The sequence below is a fragment of the Mangrovibacter yixingensis genome (genome assembly GCF_020523985.1).
Taxonomy (GTDB): domain Bacteria; phylum Pseudomonadota; class Gammaproteobacteria; order Enterobacterales; family Enterobacteriaceae; genus Mangrovibacter; species Mangrovibacter yixingensis.
In genome coordinates, this window is record NZ_JAIVKM010000001.1 from 1,155,197 (window position 1) to 1,170,002 (window position 14,806).

Genomic DNA, 14,806 nt, shown 5'->3' on the forward strand with positions numbered 1-14,806 from the left:
CGCTCCACTCTTTTCCCTTTCCTTTCCATCCCAGAGTTTGCCCCAGATCGTGTTTTTACGCCGCCAACGTCCAAAAAAACAGCACTGATTTATAGTGCCTATTGCCAGCAGATTTTTTATAGATATTCTCATATATTTGCGACACAGCATGCATGGTGGTTGGGTATATCAATCCTGTACCTCCCTTTACCATGTTAATAGCACAATAAAGCAGGCCCTGACTAAGCCAGTAGCAATTTTGTATGCCAGTTAATACGGCTCTGGGGAATGCGAGAATATGCGCAGTACTTGGTGCCAGAAGCGGCTATACCTGGGGTTCAGGGGATTTTTCACGTTTCATTACGTGTTTTTGATGGTGGGTATGAGAGCCGGCTAAGAATGGCCGCAGGCTCCAGGAGTCACAATGGAATTTTTCGAACTGAGCAAACTCCCGGTTAACTTGTGGCGCAATGGCGCGGGTGAATCAAGGGAAATCTGTTGTTTCCCTCCGGATTCAGGCTATTTTAACTGGCGAGCAAGTATTGCTTCACTGGCCAGTAGCGGTGAGTTTGCCTCCTTTGACGATGTGGACCGGGCGATTACATTGCTGGAAGGCGGAGAAGTATTGCTCGATGGTGTGGGGAACTCCAGCCATGTATTAAAACGCCATCAGCCATTTTTTTTCCCTGGAGATAAACCGGTTTATGCGGAGTTAACCCAGGGCGTGATGTCGATGAACTTTAACCTGATTACACAGCGGTCACGTTGCAAGGCACGAACATATATAGCCGACAGGACCTTCACCACACTGGGTACGCGGGGAGGAATAGCTTACGTACTGAGTGGGGAATGGCAGTTCGGCGACAAATTATTACGTCCCGATCAAGGTGCCTGGTGGGAAGATGGTCTGCATACAGTCAGATTATTGCAAAATACTGGCACATTGCTTTATAGCGAGATTACCTACCTTTAGCGATGCAAGCAGATGGCACCGGCATTAAAACCGGTGCCATTAGTCTTATTCTTTGGCTGGTGGTACAGAAGCAAACTTCGATGTGGCTGAGGCTCTGCGAGTTGCCAGCCAGCACAACAATGAGCCCGCCACGACCAAAAATACCCCTTGCCAGAAACCCCATCCAGGTGTCAGCCCCAGCCATAGTGAAGCAATAAACGCGGAAAGCACTGGCGTGAAATAAGATGCCGTAGCCAGTAATGTCAGGTTGCCATGTTGCAACCCATGGTTCCAGGCAGAATAGGCGACTGCGGTAGAAACCCCCATAAACAACAGCTCGAGTGTTGTTCCTGTATTGATATGCATGGGTGGTTGTGGAAAAAGTAGATATTTCACCCATAATACCAATGCCGTGGTGCAGAAAAAAAGCGGCACAGGATTTTGCCCATCAGACCAGCGTCGCGTAAGGTTACAATAGAGCGCCCAGATAATCGCTGCACCAAACGCCAGCCCATAGGCGACCGGGTTACCCGCCAGGTTATGTAACAGCATCGCCGGGCTCCAGTCCGTATCACCCCGCATAACTTGTATTACACCACCAAGAGCCAGTAATAAACCAGGGGCAATAAACCACTGTGCACGTTGCTGGTTAATATACAGTGCAAACAGCAACGTCAAGCCAGGCCACAAGTAATTAATCATGCCCATTTCAAGCGCTTGTGTGCGTGTACTGGCAAGGCCAACAGCCAGCGCAAGGCTGATTTCATACAGCACAAAAAGTGTTCCTGCGGCCAGCATTCGCCATGACAGTACCAGTGAAGACAATGCGCGCCTGTTACTGATAACCAGGCAAATCGCGCTTACAGTATAGATAAGTGCAGCACCTCCAGTGGGGCCAAGTGCTTCACTAATACTGCGCAGCAACCCAACCGAAGTACTCCAGAGTAATATAGCCAGCAGCCCGGCAACCGTGGCCTGGGAGCCAGTTAAACGCGGCATAGTCGACATCCTGAAAGGAAGAACGGCCTGTTTCCAGACCGTGATAAGAGAAGAAATATCTGCTGGAACAAAAAGACGTTATCGTTCTGGTTCGACCGCCTGCACCTGCTGAAAAACGCTAATCATGGAAGGCGCTTATTTCCAGAAATCATCGAATACAGTAATTGGTGGTCGGCGTTTGTGCTCGGTTTTAACATACCAGCCTTCAATAATTTGGCTGACTGCATGGTCGAGTGTTTTCCCTTCCAGGTAATCGTCAATTTGTGCGTATGTCACACCCAGAGCGGCTTCATCGGGCAGAGAAGGGCGGTTATCTTCCAGGTCTGCCGTTGGTGCTTTGATATATAAATGCTCCGGGCAACCCAGTAATTTCAGCAGTTGCTTACCCTGGCGCTTATTCAACCGGAAAATAGGGTTGATATCGGTACCACCATCGCCGTATTTGGTGAAGAAACCAGTGACCGCTTCTGCTGCATGATCGGTTCCGACAACAACACCATGGCTCATGCCTGCAATACTGTACTGTGCTTTCATGCGCTCACGCGCTTTTTCGTTTCCGCGAACAAAATCACTCAGTGTAATACCAGCATCTTTCAACGTTTGTTCGCTCGCCAGTACGGCAGCTTTGATATTCACTGTTAATACACGGTCTGGCTGAATAAAGTTGATAGCATCCTGGCAATCCTGTTCATCAGCCTGGACACCATAAGGCAGGCGAACTGCGATAAACTGGTAGCTGTTGTCGCCAGTTTCTTCGCGCAATTCACGAATGGCCATTTGGCAAAGTGTGCCCGTGAGTGTGGAATCCTGGCCACCACTCAGGCCCAGAACCAGGCTTTTTAAAAAGGGGTAACGCAAGAGGTATGCTTTGAGAAAGTCAACGCTACGCCGAACTTCCTGCTGAGCATCGATTTGTGGTTGTACGCCTAATGCCTGAATAATTTCTTGTTGCAGAGTCATTTGAGCCTCTCCGATCAGCGAGCCTGATAAGGCCTGGTGGCAAAAAATAGATATGGTAAAACTACCGCTTTGCCATGGAAACAACAAGCCGTGTTCAATAGTAAAAACCTCTGAGTGCTGGAAATTAAAGCAGTTTTATGCAAATTCCCCTGGAAAAGAATAGTCTTAAAGTGGTTCAATTTCCGCTATGAGGTTGAAAAACCGGGCTCAGTCAACCAGGCTTGACTGGAACCGCATTGAATGAAAGGAGGATATAAGATGAATAAAAATGTAACAGGGTTAGTCACGGTAGCGGCGGCACTGGCAGTTCTGGCTGGTTGTACTACTTACGACAGAGCAAAAGATCAATTCACTGAGCCTGTTGTGAAAGATGTCAAAAAAGGTATGACACGTGAGCAGGTAAGCCAGATTGCAGGTAAACCCTCTTCAGAGGTCACCATGATTCATGCCCGTGGTACTTGCCAGACATACATTCTGGGTAAGCGTGATGGGCAAATGGAAACCTATTTTGTGGCGTTGGATGATACCGGTCATGTCATGAATTCTGGGTATCAAACCTGTGCTGAATATGACTCAGATCCACAGACCCATAAATAAACTGTTCCGGTGCCGTCAGTTCTGTGTCTCAAATGCCAAAAAACAGATTTCGTGATGTTTTTTGGCATTTCCCGCCAAAGATACTTGCTGATGTGATTGAGAATGCTGAAGTCGCCATTTTCAGAGAAAGCACTGTAAGAAAAAATCCGTTATTATGGTTGCCACTGTTAACGTGTTTTATTGTATTTTCCGTTATGAAAACATTTCGTCACCCCAATAAAGCGATTATTACTTATAAACCGCGTGTAGAGCCCGCCCCACCTGATCATGCATGGCGTGTTGAGGGGTTCAAGGATGTCTATTTATTGCGTGGCAACTATGTCGCTTTTGTACTGGTGGGAAACAGTTTCCAACGTTCCCCCGTTTTCACGTTACCTGAATCGGCTCAGCGTTGGGCAAACCAGGTACGGCAGGAAAATGATATTTAAGTCGGCAGGGATTGTTACTGTTCCTGCAAGTATCTGTAACCGCCACCAGATTCGGCGGCGGTTTGACTCGTTATTAATGGTTCAGCTTGTTATTCGGCACTTAAAGTTGTGCCAGTTCAGCGTCATCATCACTGTGCAAGCGGGTAGTCTCTGTTTGCTTCATTAGTTGGCTGGTTACTGTACCGGCAGTCATAGCACCATTTACATTCAGTGCGGTTCTCCCCATATCTATTAACGGCTCAACTGAAATAAGAAGTGCGACCAGGGTTACTGGCAGCCCCATCGCAGGTAATACAATCAGAGCGGCAAATGTGGCTCCGCCCCCGACACCAGCAACACCTGCTGAGCTAAGAGTCACAATCCCTGCGAGCGTGGCAATCCATACAGGGTCCATGGGGTTGATGCCGACAGTTGGCGCGACCATCACCGCAAGCATAGCCGGGTACAGGCCCGCACAACCATTCTGACCAATCGTTGCCCCAAAAGAGGCAGCAAATGTAGCAATAGATTCTGGGACACCCAGCCGACGCGTTTGCGCCTCAACATTCAGTGGAATGGACGCCGCGCTAGAGCGACTGGTGAATGCAAAAGTCAGCACAGGCCACACTTTACGGAAATATTTCACTGGGCTGACACCCACAATGCTCAACACAATGCTATGTACAACAAACATAATGGCGAGCCCCAGGTAAGATGCGATAACAAAGCTCCCCAGTTTGATAATGTCCTGCATGTTTGACCCGGCAACGACTTTTGTCATTAGAGCCAGAACACCATAAGGCGTCAGTTGCATAACGAGGCGCACCAGTTTCATGACCCAACTTTGCAGCACATCAATACCAGCAATAACCCGCTCACCTTTTGATTTATCATCGGCAAGAAGTTTCAGGGCCGCCATACCTAAAAATACAGCAAAAATTACAACGCTGATAATGGACGTCGGGTTGGCACCAGTCAGGTCAGCAAAAGGGTTTTTGGGGATAAACGAAAGTAATAATTGTGGCACACTGAGGTCGGACACTTTACCTATATACTGGGTTTCCAGTGTGGTTAGACGGGTACTTTCAGCCGCACCCTGAACCAGGCCTTCTGCAGTGAGACCAAACAGGTTGGTTACCATAATCCCAACCAGTGCAGCAATCAGTGTGGTAAACAGCAGGGTGCCTATCGTCAACACGCTTATCTTACCGAGGGATGACGCATTATGCAGGCGCGCAACCGCGCTGAGAATAGAAGCAAACACCAGCGGCATCACAATCATCTGCAGTAACTGGACATAGCCATTACCCACAATGTTGAACCACTGTACAGATTGTCTCAGTACCGGGCTGCTGTCGCCATAAATTAGCTGCAACCCAAGGCCAAAAAATACCCCCAGTACCAACCCCAATAAGACTTTCTTGGCCAGACTCCAGTTCGTTTTGCGGGTTGTGGCAAGCCCCATGAGCAAAATAACAAACACAATAAGGTTTGCTACAAGCGGAAGATTCATCTCCATTCTCCTGATTCTATTTTTACCCCTATCTGGGATCGTGTGCAGAATAGCAGATGAAGATCGCTACTGATTATAACTAAAAGCTATTTATTATGTTTTTTGTTAGTTTGTTGGCGAATTATTCTTCTTTGTGTGGCATTACGTAGCGATAAAATGTGCTTTGCAACGTATTAATTGTTTGCGATGACCAGCGAACAGCGCTGTTTTCCTGTAATGACTGCGGCATCCATAATGCAAAGCTGAACAAAGCTATACAGAGTACGCGTTCAAGCTGGTTGCCCTTTTGTGGGCGAATGACTGGCAGGCAAAAACGCCAGCGGCACGGCCACAATAGCGGAACCCCTGCCGGAGTAAGCATATCCGCGAGAATATGGCTGAGGTAACCTATCACCATACCTTGCAGTACATCGGCCGGGATAATCCAGCTCTGGGGAACTTTTAAGTAAAACAATGCCAGGGTAATGAATACCGCTAACAAACTGTGAGTAAATCCGCGGTGGCCGAAGGCCCGGGCGATAGGTTTTGATAACCAACTAAGACGTTGGCCGAGAAATGACTTTGGGTGGTCAATATCTGGCAATAAACAGGTCAACACTGCTGCAGGTACGACATGCCACCAGTCACCATCGGTGAGAACAGGTGTCAGTTGCGCGTTTTTTGCAAACACGGCACAGGCAATAGAAAAGAGCAGGTGACCTTCGGCCGTCATGATAAAACCCGGTATAACTGTCAATTCATCCAGTATAGGGTTTTTATACAGTAGGAGAAAGAGGTGACGTTGTAACACTTTGTCAATATCACCTCAAGTGGTTAATTATCGTGCTAGCCAGCCACCATCCACGGCCAGTGTATAACCATTGATATAATCAGAAGCGGCTGAGGCCAGAAATACAACAGGGCCTTTCAGGTCCTGAGGTGTACCCCATCGGCCTGCGGGGATTCTTTCCACAATGGCCTGGTTGCGTGCTTCATCATCGCGTAGCTGCTGAGTATTGTTGGTTGCCATATAACCCGGAGCAATAGCATTTACATTTATTCCGAGTGCGGCCCATTCGTTTGCCATCAAGCGAGTTAATCCCAGCACACCACTTTTGGACGCGGTATAAGAAGGAACACGGATGCCTCCTTGAAAAGAGAGCATAGAGGCAATGTTAATGATTTTCCCGCCCGAGCCTTGCGCAATAAATTGCCGTGCAACGGCCTGAGAAAGAAAGAAAACTGATTTGAGGTTCAGGTTGATGACATCGTCCCAGTCTTTTTCGCTGAAGTCGATGGCATCATTGCGGCGAATCATCCCAGCATTATTGACCAGAATATCCAGATGGCCCATTTCGTTGACAGCTTGCTGAACCAGACCGGGGATAGGCTCCTGGCTGCTAAGGTCTGCCTGTAATGCCAGAAAACGTCTGCCCAGCGCAAGGACTTGACTGGCTGTTTCATGAGGGATTTTACGGTTGACGCTGATTATATCGCACCCGGCTTCTGCTAGTGCCAGCGCCATTCCCTGACCCAGGCCCGTATCACAGCCAGTTACCATGGCGACTTTCCCAGCCAGGTTAAATTCGTTCAATATCATATTTACCTCGGATTATGCTGTGCAGGTCGTTATACCTACACAGCATAGATCGGGCAAAAGCTTAATTCAAATAAAATGAAACTACGTTTTGTTTTTTTATTTGAGGTGCGCGACAGTCAATTCTTTAAGGCTCTCCAGGCAAGTATCGGCCAGTACCCAGCGGGGGTTACCAATATTTTCCCTGGCGGGTACGACAATTGAACGCATGCGGGCTGCTTTTGTGGCAATCATCCCATTAACTGAGTCTTCCAGGGTGACACAGTTAGGTGGGGCTATGCCCAATTGCTCTGCTGCATTGAGGTAAACCTGTGGATGTGGCTTGCTCCAGGGCAGATGTTCGGCAGAAGCCAGTGTGGAAAAGTAGGGCCGCAATGAAAACATTTCTAATACTTGCTCTAGCATATGCAATGGGGATGCTGAAGCCAGACCAATCTTCAGTCCAAGGTTTTGGCATAAATCCAGCGCTTCTTGCACACCAGGCAACAATGGGCGGGTTTCTTCAACCAGATTAATGGCCCGGCGTATAATTTGTTGTGTCACAGCTTCGCGAGATACGCCTTTCCAGGGTTGTTGTGCGTACCAAAGGTCAACAACCACATCAATTCGCAACCCCAGTAAGTCCGGGAGTTCATGGCGACGTGTAGTATCCACACCCAGAGAAGCGATCACCTCCAGTTCAGCCTGATCCCATAAAGGCTCTGAATCTATCAGTAATCCGTCCATGTCAAATATTGCTGCAAGGGTTCCGGTTACACCAGACATATGCCATTACTCCTTTTACGATACGTTTTCCCTGAAAAGTAACATATAATTCATGGCCCTGGATGAGAGCATCAAAAAAAACAGGCATAATTTGGCTGTCTGGATAGAATTGATGACGTAACGTGAATACTTCAGCTTTCAGTACGGAAGCTGGTGAGGGGAACAAATGACTTACCAACAAGCTGGACGCCTGGCGATTGTAAAACGCATTGCAGGATGGGTGATATTTATTCCTGCTGTTATCTCTACGTTGATTTCGCTGCTGAAGTTCATGGATCAACACAGTGAAAAAAAAGCGGGCATTAATGCAGTGATGTCTGATTTTGCGCATGTCATGATAGACATGGTTCGGTTTAACACGCCATTTTTGAACTTCTTTTGGTATAACTCACCATCGCCAGATTTTGCTCACCAACTCAATGTGTTGTTCTGGGTTATCTTTGTGCTGGTTTTTGTCGGTATGGCGCTACAGGCCTCCGGTGCACGAATGAGCCGGCAGGTGCGTTTTATTCGCGAAGGGCTTGAAGACCAATTGATTCTGGAGAAAGCAAAAGGAGATGGCGGGCTCAGTAAAGATTCTCTGGAAGCAAAAATTATTGTGCCGCACCATACCATCCTTCTGCAGTTTTTCCCGTTATATATATTGCCCGTCATTGTCATTGTGATTGGTTATGTCTTTTTCTCCCTACTTGGCTATATATGATTTATAGGTTAATCCGCCAACATCTGTTCCAGAGCCTGTTGAGCTACAGACAGATGCTGGCCACCAAATAACCTGGCCCGGTTCAGTAATGTATACAGTTGGTAGATGGGCTGTCGTTCAATAAAATCGACGGGAAGGGGACACACTGACTGGTAGCCATCATAAATTTGCGCAGGTTGTTCTGGGTGCAGAGGAAGCATTGCCAGGTCACACTCCCTGTCGCCCCAGTAACAGGCCGGGTCGAAGATATAAGGCCCGTTGGGCCCTACCGCACAGTTACCAGACCACAAATCACCATGAAGTAACGATGGTGCAGGTTGGTGTGAAGAAAGACGCTGACGAACTCTTTCAACGATTACATCGATATTCCCAAACGTTATCCCTTTTTCGGCTGACAGCTCAAGTTGCCAGCCAATACGTTGTTCTGCAAAAAATGTTGACCAGCGCCGTTGCCAGGTATTGGGCTGTGGTGTGGTGGCGAGATGGTTGTCGTAATCCAGCCCGAACTGTAGTTGTTCGCTCCATTGATGAAGCCTTGCCAACTGTTGGCCCAATAGAAATGCATTGTGTGCATCAAATGGTTTGGGAGGGAGGTAATCCAGAACTAAAAAGCTTTGCTCGCGATCGCTGCCTACAGCCCACACCTGTGGAACATTTACTGTCTGGCTGCGGGCTAATAACAGTAATTGATCGGCTTCAGCAGTGAACTGCGGTAATAACGCCCGGTCATCACATTTAATAAACAAATCATGGCCTGCATACCTGGCGTGCCATGCACTGTGTACCTCACCTCCTGGAAGGGAGCGCTGGTCTTCGAACGTGGATTCACCCAGTGGGTCCTGGAGTAAACGACTGATGGCCTGCCACATAGCATCTCTCCCGTGTCGTCCGATAGATCATAAAGTTAGCGTATTTATTGCAATTAAAAGGCGATACAACGCACATCTGAGCGGCAAGGCCACATAAAGCATCGGCTATTATGTGGCCTGAAGAGAATAATGGTTACCCTTGTGAAAATTGCGTCACTTAATTTTGCAATAGGTAACGGTAAATTTTCTCTGTATTTTCAAATGAACACAGGCGTGTCCCTTGGTTTAATGTGGCTGCGCTACCTGCTGCGACACCATAACGCACCATATCTTCCAGACCGGCCCCTGCTGCCAATTTTAGTGTGATCGCACCAACCATGCTGTCGCCCGCACCTACAGTGCTTTGACTGCGAACTGGTGGTGGAACCACCTGAACACTGGTATCACGGTTGATACCCATCGCACCTTGTGGGCCCAGTGAGACAACTACGTTTTGTGCTTTGCCACTTTGAATAATTTCTTGTGCTGCAAGACGAACGTCATCAGGTTGGTTGAGAGGATGTTTGACCAGCGCACTTAATTCTTTCTGATTAGGCTTAACCAGTGCAATATTACCAACCTCCAGAGCAGCACTGAGTGCATCGCCGGAACTGTCTATAATGCAACGAATATTTTGTTTCTGAGCCAGGTGAATCAGGCTGCATAAATAGTCAGTATCTGTTCCTGGCGGTAAACTGCCGCTAATAACCAGCAGTGAATCACCAGGAATTGTTTTAATTTTATTCGCCAGCTGCTGGCATTCAGCGTTGCTGAGCGCAGCCCCTGGCATCACAAAACGGTACTGTTCACCACTGGTGTCTATATGAACGTGCAGATTCTGCCGGGTCCATTCTTGAGCAGGAACCGAAATCACTGCCACATCATCATCCTTTAACAAGTGGCACAGGTGTTCACCTGTCGCTCCACCTGCTGGAAAAATAGCTGTCGCGTTTCCTCCCAAATGGTTGATGGCACGTGCCACATTAATACCGCCGCCTCCTGGCTCAAACACTGGGGCGCTACAACGTAATTTACCTTCAGGATAGATTTGATTGGTGCTGGTTGCACTATCCAAAGAAGGGGCCAGCGTCAGTGTATAAATGTTCACTTTTTTCCTCCTGTTGCAGTTTCTCCTAAAGGGTAGCACTACCTTAAAACCTGCGCTCAAAATAACTCAATGATTTATCGATAGAATTGTAAAAGACTGCGTGGCTTTATATATAAGCATAATCTCTTTTTAAGACACGCCTTATTCAAAAAATGAAATAAGAATTTATTGCTATGTTATTCGGAGATTTTTATAATTTGTAACCTTTCCCCGGCCCATAATTCATTGATCCTCGGGAAAGTTTCCGGGACCTTTGTGGTCTCTTTTTTTGTTGTGCGGACATTATAATGAAGCTTTTTAAGACAGTACCTGCAGCGGTTTTGCTGGCAGGGGGAATGCTGGTTAGCCATATTGCCAGCGCAGATGATTCTGTTTTTACTGTCATGGATGACCCTTCTACGGCAAAACAACCGTTTGAAGGATCTGTTAATGCAGGTTACCTGGCGCAGACAGGTAACACTCGCAACTCTTCTTTAACGGCTGACAGCACGTTAACCTGGTACCAAACCTCTACCGCATGGTCTTTGTGGGGCACTGCGAATAATACGTCTTCCAACGATGAGCGCTCTTCTGAGAAGTACGCAATCGGTGGGCGTAGCCGGTATAATATGACAAGCAGAGACTATCTGTTTGGTCAGGCCAGCTGGCTAACAGACCGTTATAATGGCTACCACGAACGTGATGTGCTTACGGCTGGTTACGGTCGTCAAATCCTGAATGGCCCTGTTCATAGTTTACGGCTGGAATTCGGTCCTGGTATCCGTTACGACGAGTATACGGATGGCACGGATAAAACCCAGGCATTAGGCTATGCTGCCGGATCTTACTCTTGGCAGTTTACTGACAATGCTAAGTTTATCCAGGGGGTCTCGGTTCTGGGCAGCGATGACACAACTGTCAACTCAGAAACGGGGCTGGAAGTTGCGATTAACTCCCACTTTTCTCTGAAAGTGGCATATAACGTGACCTGGAACTCTAATCCGCCTTCAACGGCACCTGATCACACTGATACCAAAACGTCAGTGACATTGGGTTATAAAATGTAAATCAGTGGGCCGGTTATATCGGCCCGTTTTTTTATTTTTTTCTATTTTTGTTTTAATTGCTTTAAAAAATAAGTTTAAATTAATTTCTTTAAATAGCCTTACATTACACTCCATTCTTTCTTCATCTTTTATCGTTAATGTTCCTGCATATAATATTTTTGGCACAAATAGCCAAATAATTAGTCTGGAAAAAAGTGTGATCCGGAACTACCATAATGGTATGGCTTTCCTGGCCAGAATAAATGAGTTAACAGAGAAGAAATATTATGAAAACTGTAAACATTACCGCCGCAGCGCTGGTGCTGTCAGCAATGTCTTTTAGTGCATTCGCCGCACAGCCAGCACAAACCACACCGCCCAATACAACTGTTACAGCAGCAACTGCCAATGTACAACATGCCAGTGATATTGAAGCTGGCTCTAATATCGCTCCCGGCTCACAAAGTACGGGGCAGTCAATGGATGATGCATTTAATGTATACACACTGGTTGCTGGTGGGTGGTCATAATTACACTGTATTATTGATACTAAATTACCTTAAGTAAAATAAAAACCGGAGTATGTTGTCCCGGTTTTTTGTTTTTAAATACCTGTTGTTTTTCTGATGGAAACATTTTTTTCTATAGTAGCCATTCTTGATGATTTGCGGATGGGAGATATTTATCTATTCGGTTATTTAGATTATTAACCCATTACCATTCGTTATTTATTGTTTTCTGGTGTTGGTATTCTCCTGTTGGTATGCTGTTATCTTTATTACCGAATATCGGATGGAGTAGATGGGGTTATTGTTTAAATCGGTGATTGGGGCAGCGGTTGTGGTCCTCATAGCACTGCTGTCACGTACCCGCAATTACTATATTGCTGGGTTAGTTCCGCTGTTCCCAACTTTTGCTTTGCTGGCACATTATATCGTCGCCTCTGAGCGTGGAACTGCCGCATTGCGTACCACGGTCATTTTCGGTATGTGGGCGATTATCCCTTATTTTGTCTACCTGCTGGCGCTGTGGTATTTGAGTTCGCTGATGCGGGTGCCGTTGGCATTGGGGAGTGCTGTATTGTGTTGGGGCGTGGCGGCCTGGTTACTTATAGTATGCTGGTCTCGCTGGCACAGTTAAACATGTAAATGACGTGCGATCGTGCATACAAAAGAGCAGGGGGATAACCTGAAAGTATCCCCCTTGCCAATGAATAGTAAATATTAGTGGGTTGTGCCCGCCAGTAACCGTACTTCCTGGTGTTCTATTACATGTGACGAAGCCGTCAATCGGAAAAATGCCATCGCTTCTTCCAGTACCTTTGCTTGCTCTTCCAGTGACATTGCAGCCGCAGAAATTTGTTGTACCAGCGAAGCATTTTGTTGTGTGGCCGTGTCCATTTCGTTTACTGCGATAGTCACCTGGCTTATACCTTGAGTTTGTTCATCCAGTGCCTGAACAATGCCTGTAATGACATGTTGAATGTCTTCAACAGCCGTCATAATTTGCTTCATCATTTTCCCTGTATTATTGACCAACTCCACACCGTGAGTAACGCGTTGCGCTGATTCATCAATGAGTACAGAGATTTCTTTTGCTGCATCCGCACTGCGTTGCGCCAGGTTTCTCACTTCCCCTGCGACAACCGCAAATCCACGGCCTTGCTCACCAGCACGCGCAGCCTCGACAGCCGCGTTAAGTGACAGAATATTTGTCTGGAAGGCAATACCATTAATGATATTGGTAATATCATTGATTTTGCTGGAACTTTCGTCAATTTGCGACATGATTGTGACTACCTGATTGACCAGGTCGCCCCCTTGTGCGGCAATGCGGGTTGCATCATTTGCCAGTGAAGTGGCTGTGTGTGCGTTATCTGCATTATTTTTCACGGTTGATGTGAGTTGTTCCATGCTGGCTGCTGTTTGCTCAATTGCGGCTGCCTGTTGCTCTGTGCGCGAAGCAAGATCCAGGTTACCTGCAGCAATTTCAGCACTACCGGTACGTACTGAGTTACTGGCAACGTTAATATTACTGACCATATCATGTAGCCGAGTTTGCATTGTGCTTAGCGCGTAGAAAATACTTTGGTTATCGGTGGGAGCGACTGGAATTGAGTTACTCAGGGTTCCCTGTGAAACTGACAACGCTATCATGGCTGCATCACCGGGTTCACCACCGACAGGACGGGCCACTTTTCGGGTGAAAATTAGCCCAATCACTACACTGACTACAACAATGCTCACCAGCATCAGTAAGAGTGATTGTGTCAGGTCATGCCAGGCCTTTGCCATTACCACACTTACTGGGGTGACGATTGCTAATGTCCATGGTGTATTGCTGTTGCCTACCACAATGGGCTCCCAGGCAATAAATACAGGTTCTTTCAGAACGGGATCATCAAAACGTGTGACCTGTTCGCTAAATGGCCGGCCTTGCCACTTTTTACCTGTTTGGGCAGCTACCGGGCTTGCTACAACCAGTTGCCCGGCTGACAGTAACATGGCGTAACCCGCGCCATCCCAGGGTTTAATCGCGTGGATAGTTTTTTGCAGTGTTTCCAGTGAAAAATCGGAGGTAACTGAACCCATAAATTCGCCATTACGAACAATCGGCGCGGCAATAGATGTCAGCATGACATCCACACCGTTGTAAGGGTAGACATAAGGTTCAATAATGACGTCAGTTTTGCGCTGTTTTGGCAGTAAATAATAATCGCCAGCACCAGGTGTATTGTAATCGTCCAGACTGTGCAGAGCTGGCTGTCCATCCGGGGCATGATCAACATATTTTACATATGTACCATGGGTATTTTGCTCAGGCTTCCCGGCAAAATCTGCGTCTTTTCCATCAAATACGTTGCTTTCAAAGCCTAACGACATTGAGAGAAAACTGGGATGGGTAGAGAGATAAGTTTTCAGTAGTTGGTCCAGGCCTGTACGGTCTGTTATCCCGGCCTCTTTCAAGGCCCATGCGCTGTTCCCTAAATCACGCGCGGTTATCAGCGCATTGTTGAGCTGTCTTTGAACCTTCAGTGATTCACTTTGGGCTATCTGTTGAATATAACGTTTGGCAACAATCTCCTTTTGTGTCATTGACTGCCAGGTCAGATAACCAATTGTGAGGACAAATCCCAGAGTGATGGTGAGAAAACTACTGACCAACATGAGTGTACGGGTCTTAATTTTCCGTGATGAAGTCGTAATAAGAGCCATGGTGCCCCCAAAGATAAAATCAAAAATGCTCCTGCAGCGATACTCCTTTCTGTTGTTATCGGTTTTTGTACGAAGAACGTTACAAATAAATTTCTTACCACATACAAATTAGTAACAGAGGTATGGGCGAACTGAAGAGCTGAACTCTATGTCTGGCCG

Annotated in this window: 16 protein-coding genes; 7 read left to right on the forward strand and 9 right to left on the reverse strand. The window is 47.0% G+C overall.

Features of this window, described 5'->3' with window-relative positions; translation table 11 throughout:
• Positions 1 to 403 precede the first annotated feature (403 nt).
• Entirely contained in the window at positions 404 to 952 is a 549-nt protein-coding gene (locus LC084_RS05425) for a HutD family protein (protein ID WP_226570015.1), read from the forward strand.
• A gap of 45 nt (positions 953 to 997) precedes the next feature.
• Here LC084_RS05425 and yddG read toward each other — a convergent pair whose 3' ends face one another.
• On the reverse strand, positions 998 to 1,939 hold the full coding sequence (gene yddG / locus LC084_RS05430) for an aromatic amino acid DMT transporter YddG (RefSeq protein ID WP_226570017.1): 942 nt from the start codon (positions 1,937 to 1,939) through the stop codon (positions 998 to 1,000).
• Between the two features lie 126 nt (positions 1,940 to 2,065).
• Positions 2,066 to 2,890, reverse strand: a complete 825-nt coding sequence (nadE, locus tag LC084_RS05435) for an ammonia-dependent NAD(+) synthetase (RefSeq protein WP_226570018.1) — start codon at positions 2,888 to 2,890, stop codon at positions 2,066 to 2,068.
• A gap of 258 nt (positions 2,891 to 3,148) precedes the next feature.
• Here nadE and osmE point away from each other — a divergent pair, with 258 nt between their 5' ends.
• Entirely contained in the window at positions 3,149 to 3,487 is a 339-nt protein-coding gene (osmE, locus tag LC084_RS05440) for an osmotically-inducible lipoprotein OsmE (protein WP_226570020.1), read from the forward strand.
• Between the two features lie 194 nt (positions 3,488 to 3,681).
• Entirely contained in the window at positions 3,682 to 3,915 is a 234-nt protein-coding gene (gene cedA / locus LC084_RS05445; RefSeq protein ID WP_226570022.1) for a cell division activator CedA, read from the forward strand.
• A 100-nt stretch (positions 3,916 to 4,015) separates the two neighbouring features.
• Here cedA and LC084_RS05450 read toward each other — a convergent pair whose 3' ends face one another.
• The 4 genes from LC084_RS05450 to hxpB form a co-directional block, all read right to left on the reverse strand.
• Positions 4,016 to 5,407 (reverse strand): L-cystine transporter, encoded by a 1,392-nt coding sequence (locus LC084_RS05450; RefSeq protein WP_226570024.1) that lies wholly within the window; start codon positions 5,405 to 5,407, stop codon positions 4,016 to 4,018.
• Positions 5,408 to 5,528: 121 nt separating this feature from the next.
• Positions 5,529 to 6,119 (reverse strand): metal-dependent hydrolase, encoded by a 591-nt coding sequence (locus tag LC084_RS05455; protein WP_226570026.1) that lies wholly within the window; start codon positions 6,117 to 6,119, stop codon positions 5,529 to 5,531.
• A gap of 105 nt (positions 6,120 to 6,224) precedes the next feature.
• Positions 6,225 to 6,986, reverse strand: a complete 762-nt coding sequence (gene kduD / locus LC084_RS05460; protein WP_226570028.1) for a 2-dehydro-3-deoxy-D-gluconate 5-dehydrogenase KduD — start codon at positions 6,984 to 6,986, stop codon at positions 6,225 to 6,227.
• 96 nt (positions 6,987 to 7,082) lie between these two features.
• The gene (gene hxpB, locus LC084_RS05465; RefSeq protein WP_226570030.1) at positions 7,083 to 7,748 is read right to left on the reverse strand and encodes a hexitol phosphatase HxpB; all 666 of its coding nucleotides are present in this window, start codon (positions 7,746 to 7,748) and stop codon (positions 7,083 to 7,085) included.
• Between the two features lie 166 nt (positions 7,749 to 7,914).
• On the opposite strand from hxpB, the gene LC084_RS05470 reads away from it, so the two are divergent.
• A complete protein-coding gene (locus LC084_RS05470) occupies positions 7,915 to 8,451 on the forward strand; it encodes a YniB family protein (RefSeq protein WP_226570031.1) in 537 nt (178 codons plus the stop codon).
• 8 nt (positions 8,452 to 8,459) lie between these two features.
• On the opposite strand, the gene LC084_RS05475 is transcribed toward LC084_RS05470, so the two are convergent.
• The gene (locus LC084_RS05475) at positions 8,460 to 9,320 is read right to left on the reverse strand and encodes a fructosamine kinase family protein (protein WP_226570033.1); all 861 of its coding nucleotides are present in this window, start codon (positions 9,318 to 9,320) and stop codon (positions 8,460 to 8,462) included.
• A 157-nt stretch (positions 9,321 to 9,477) separates the two neighbouring features.
• Entirely contained in the window at positions 9,478 to 10,407 is a 930-nt protein-coding gene (pfkB, locus tag LC084_RS05480) for a 6-phosphofructokinase II (RefSeq protein ID WP_226570035.1), read from the reverse strand.
• A 287-nt stretch (positions 10,408 to 10,694) separates the two neighbouring features.
• On the opposite strand from pfkB, the gene LC084_RS05485 reads away from it, so the two are divergent.
• The 3 genes from LC084_RS05485 (at position 10,695) to LC084_RS05495 (ending at position 12,572) form a co-directional block, all read left to right on the forward strand.
• Positions 10,695 to 11,453 carry a DUF481 domain-containing protein gene (locus tag LC084_RS05485; protein ID WP_226570037.1) on the forward strand — a complete coding sequence of 253 codons (759 nt, stop codon included), beginning with the start codon at positions 10,695 to 10,697 and terminating at the stop codon, positions 11,451 to 11,453.
• A gap of 266 nt (positions 11,454 to 11,719) precedes the next feature.
• A complete protein-coding gene (locus LC084_RS05490) occupies positions 11,720 to 11,962 on the forward strand; it encodes a hypothetical protein (protein ID WP_226570039.1) in 243 nt (80 codons plus the stop codon).
• Between the two features lie 271 nt (positions 11,963 to 12,233).
• On the forward strand, positions 12,234 to 12,572 hold the full coding sequence (locus LC084_RS05495) for a GlpM family protein (protein ID WP_226570041.1): 339 nt from the start codon (positions 12,234 to 12,236) through the stop codon (positions 12,570 to 12,572).
• A gap of 83 nt (positions 12,573 to 12,655) precedes the next feature.
• On the opposite strand, the gene LC084_RS05500 is transcribed toward LC084_RS05495, so the two are convergent.
• Complete coding sequence (locus LC084_RS05500) at positions 12,656 to 14,647, reverse strand: methyl-accepting chemotaxis protein (RefSeq protein WP_226570043.1); 1,992 nt, start codon at positions 14,645 to 14,647, stop codon at positions 12,656 to 12,658.
• Between the last annotated feature and the right edge of the window lie 159 nt (positions 14,648 to 14,806).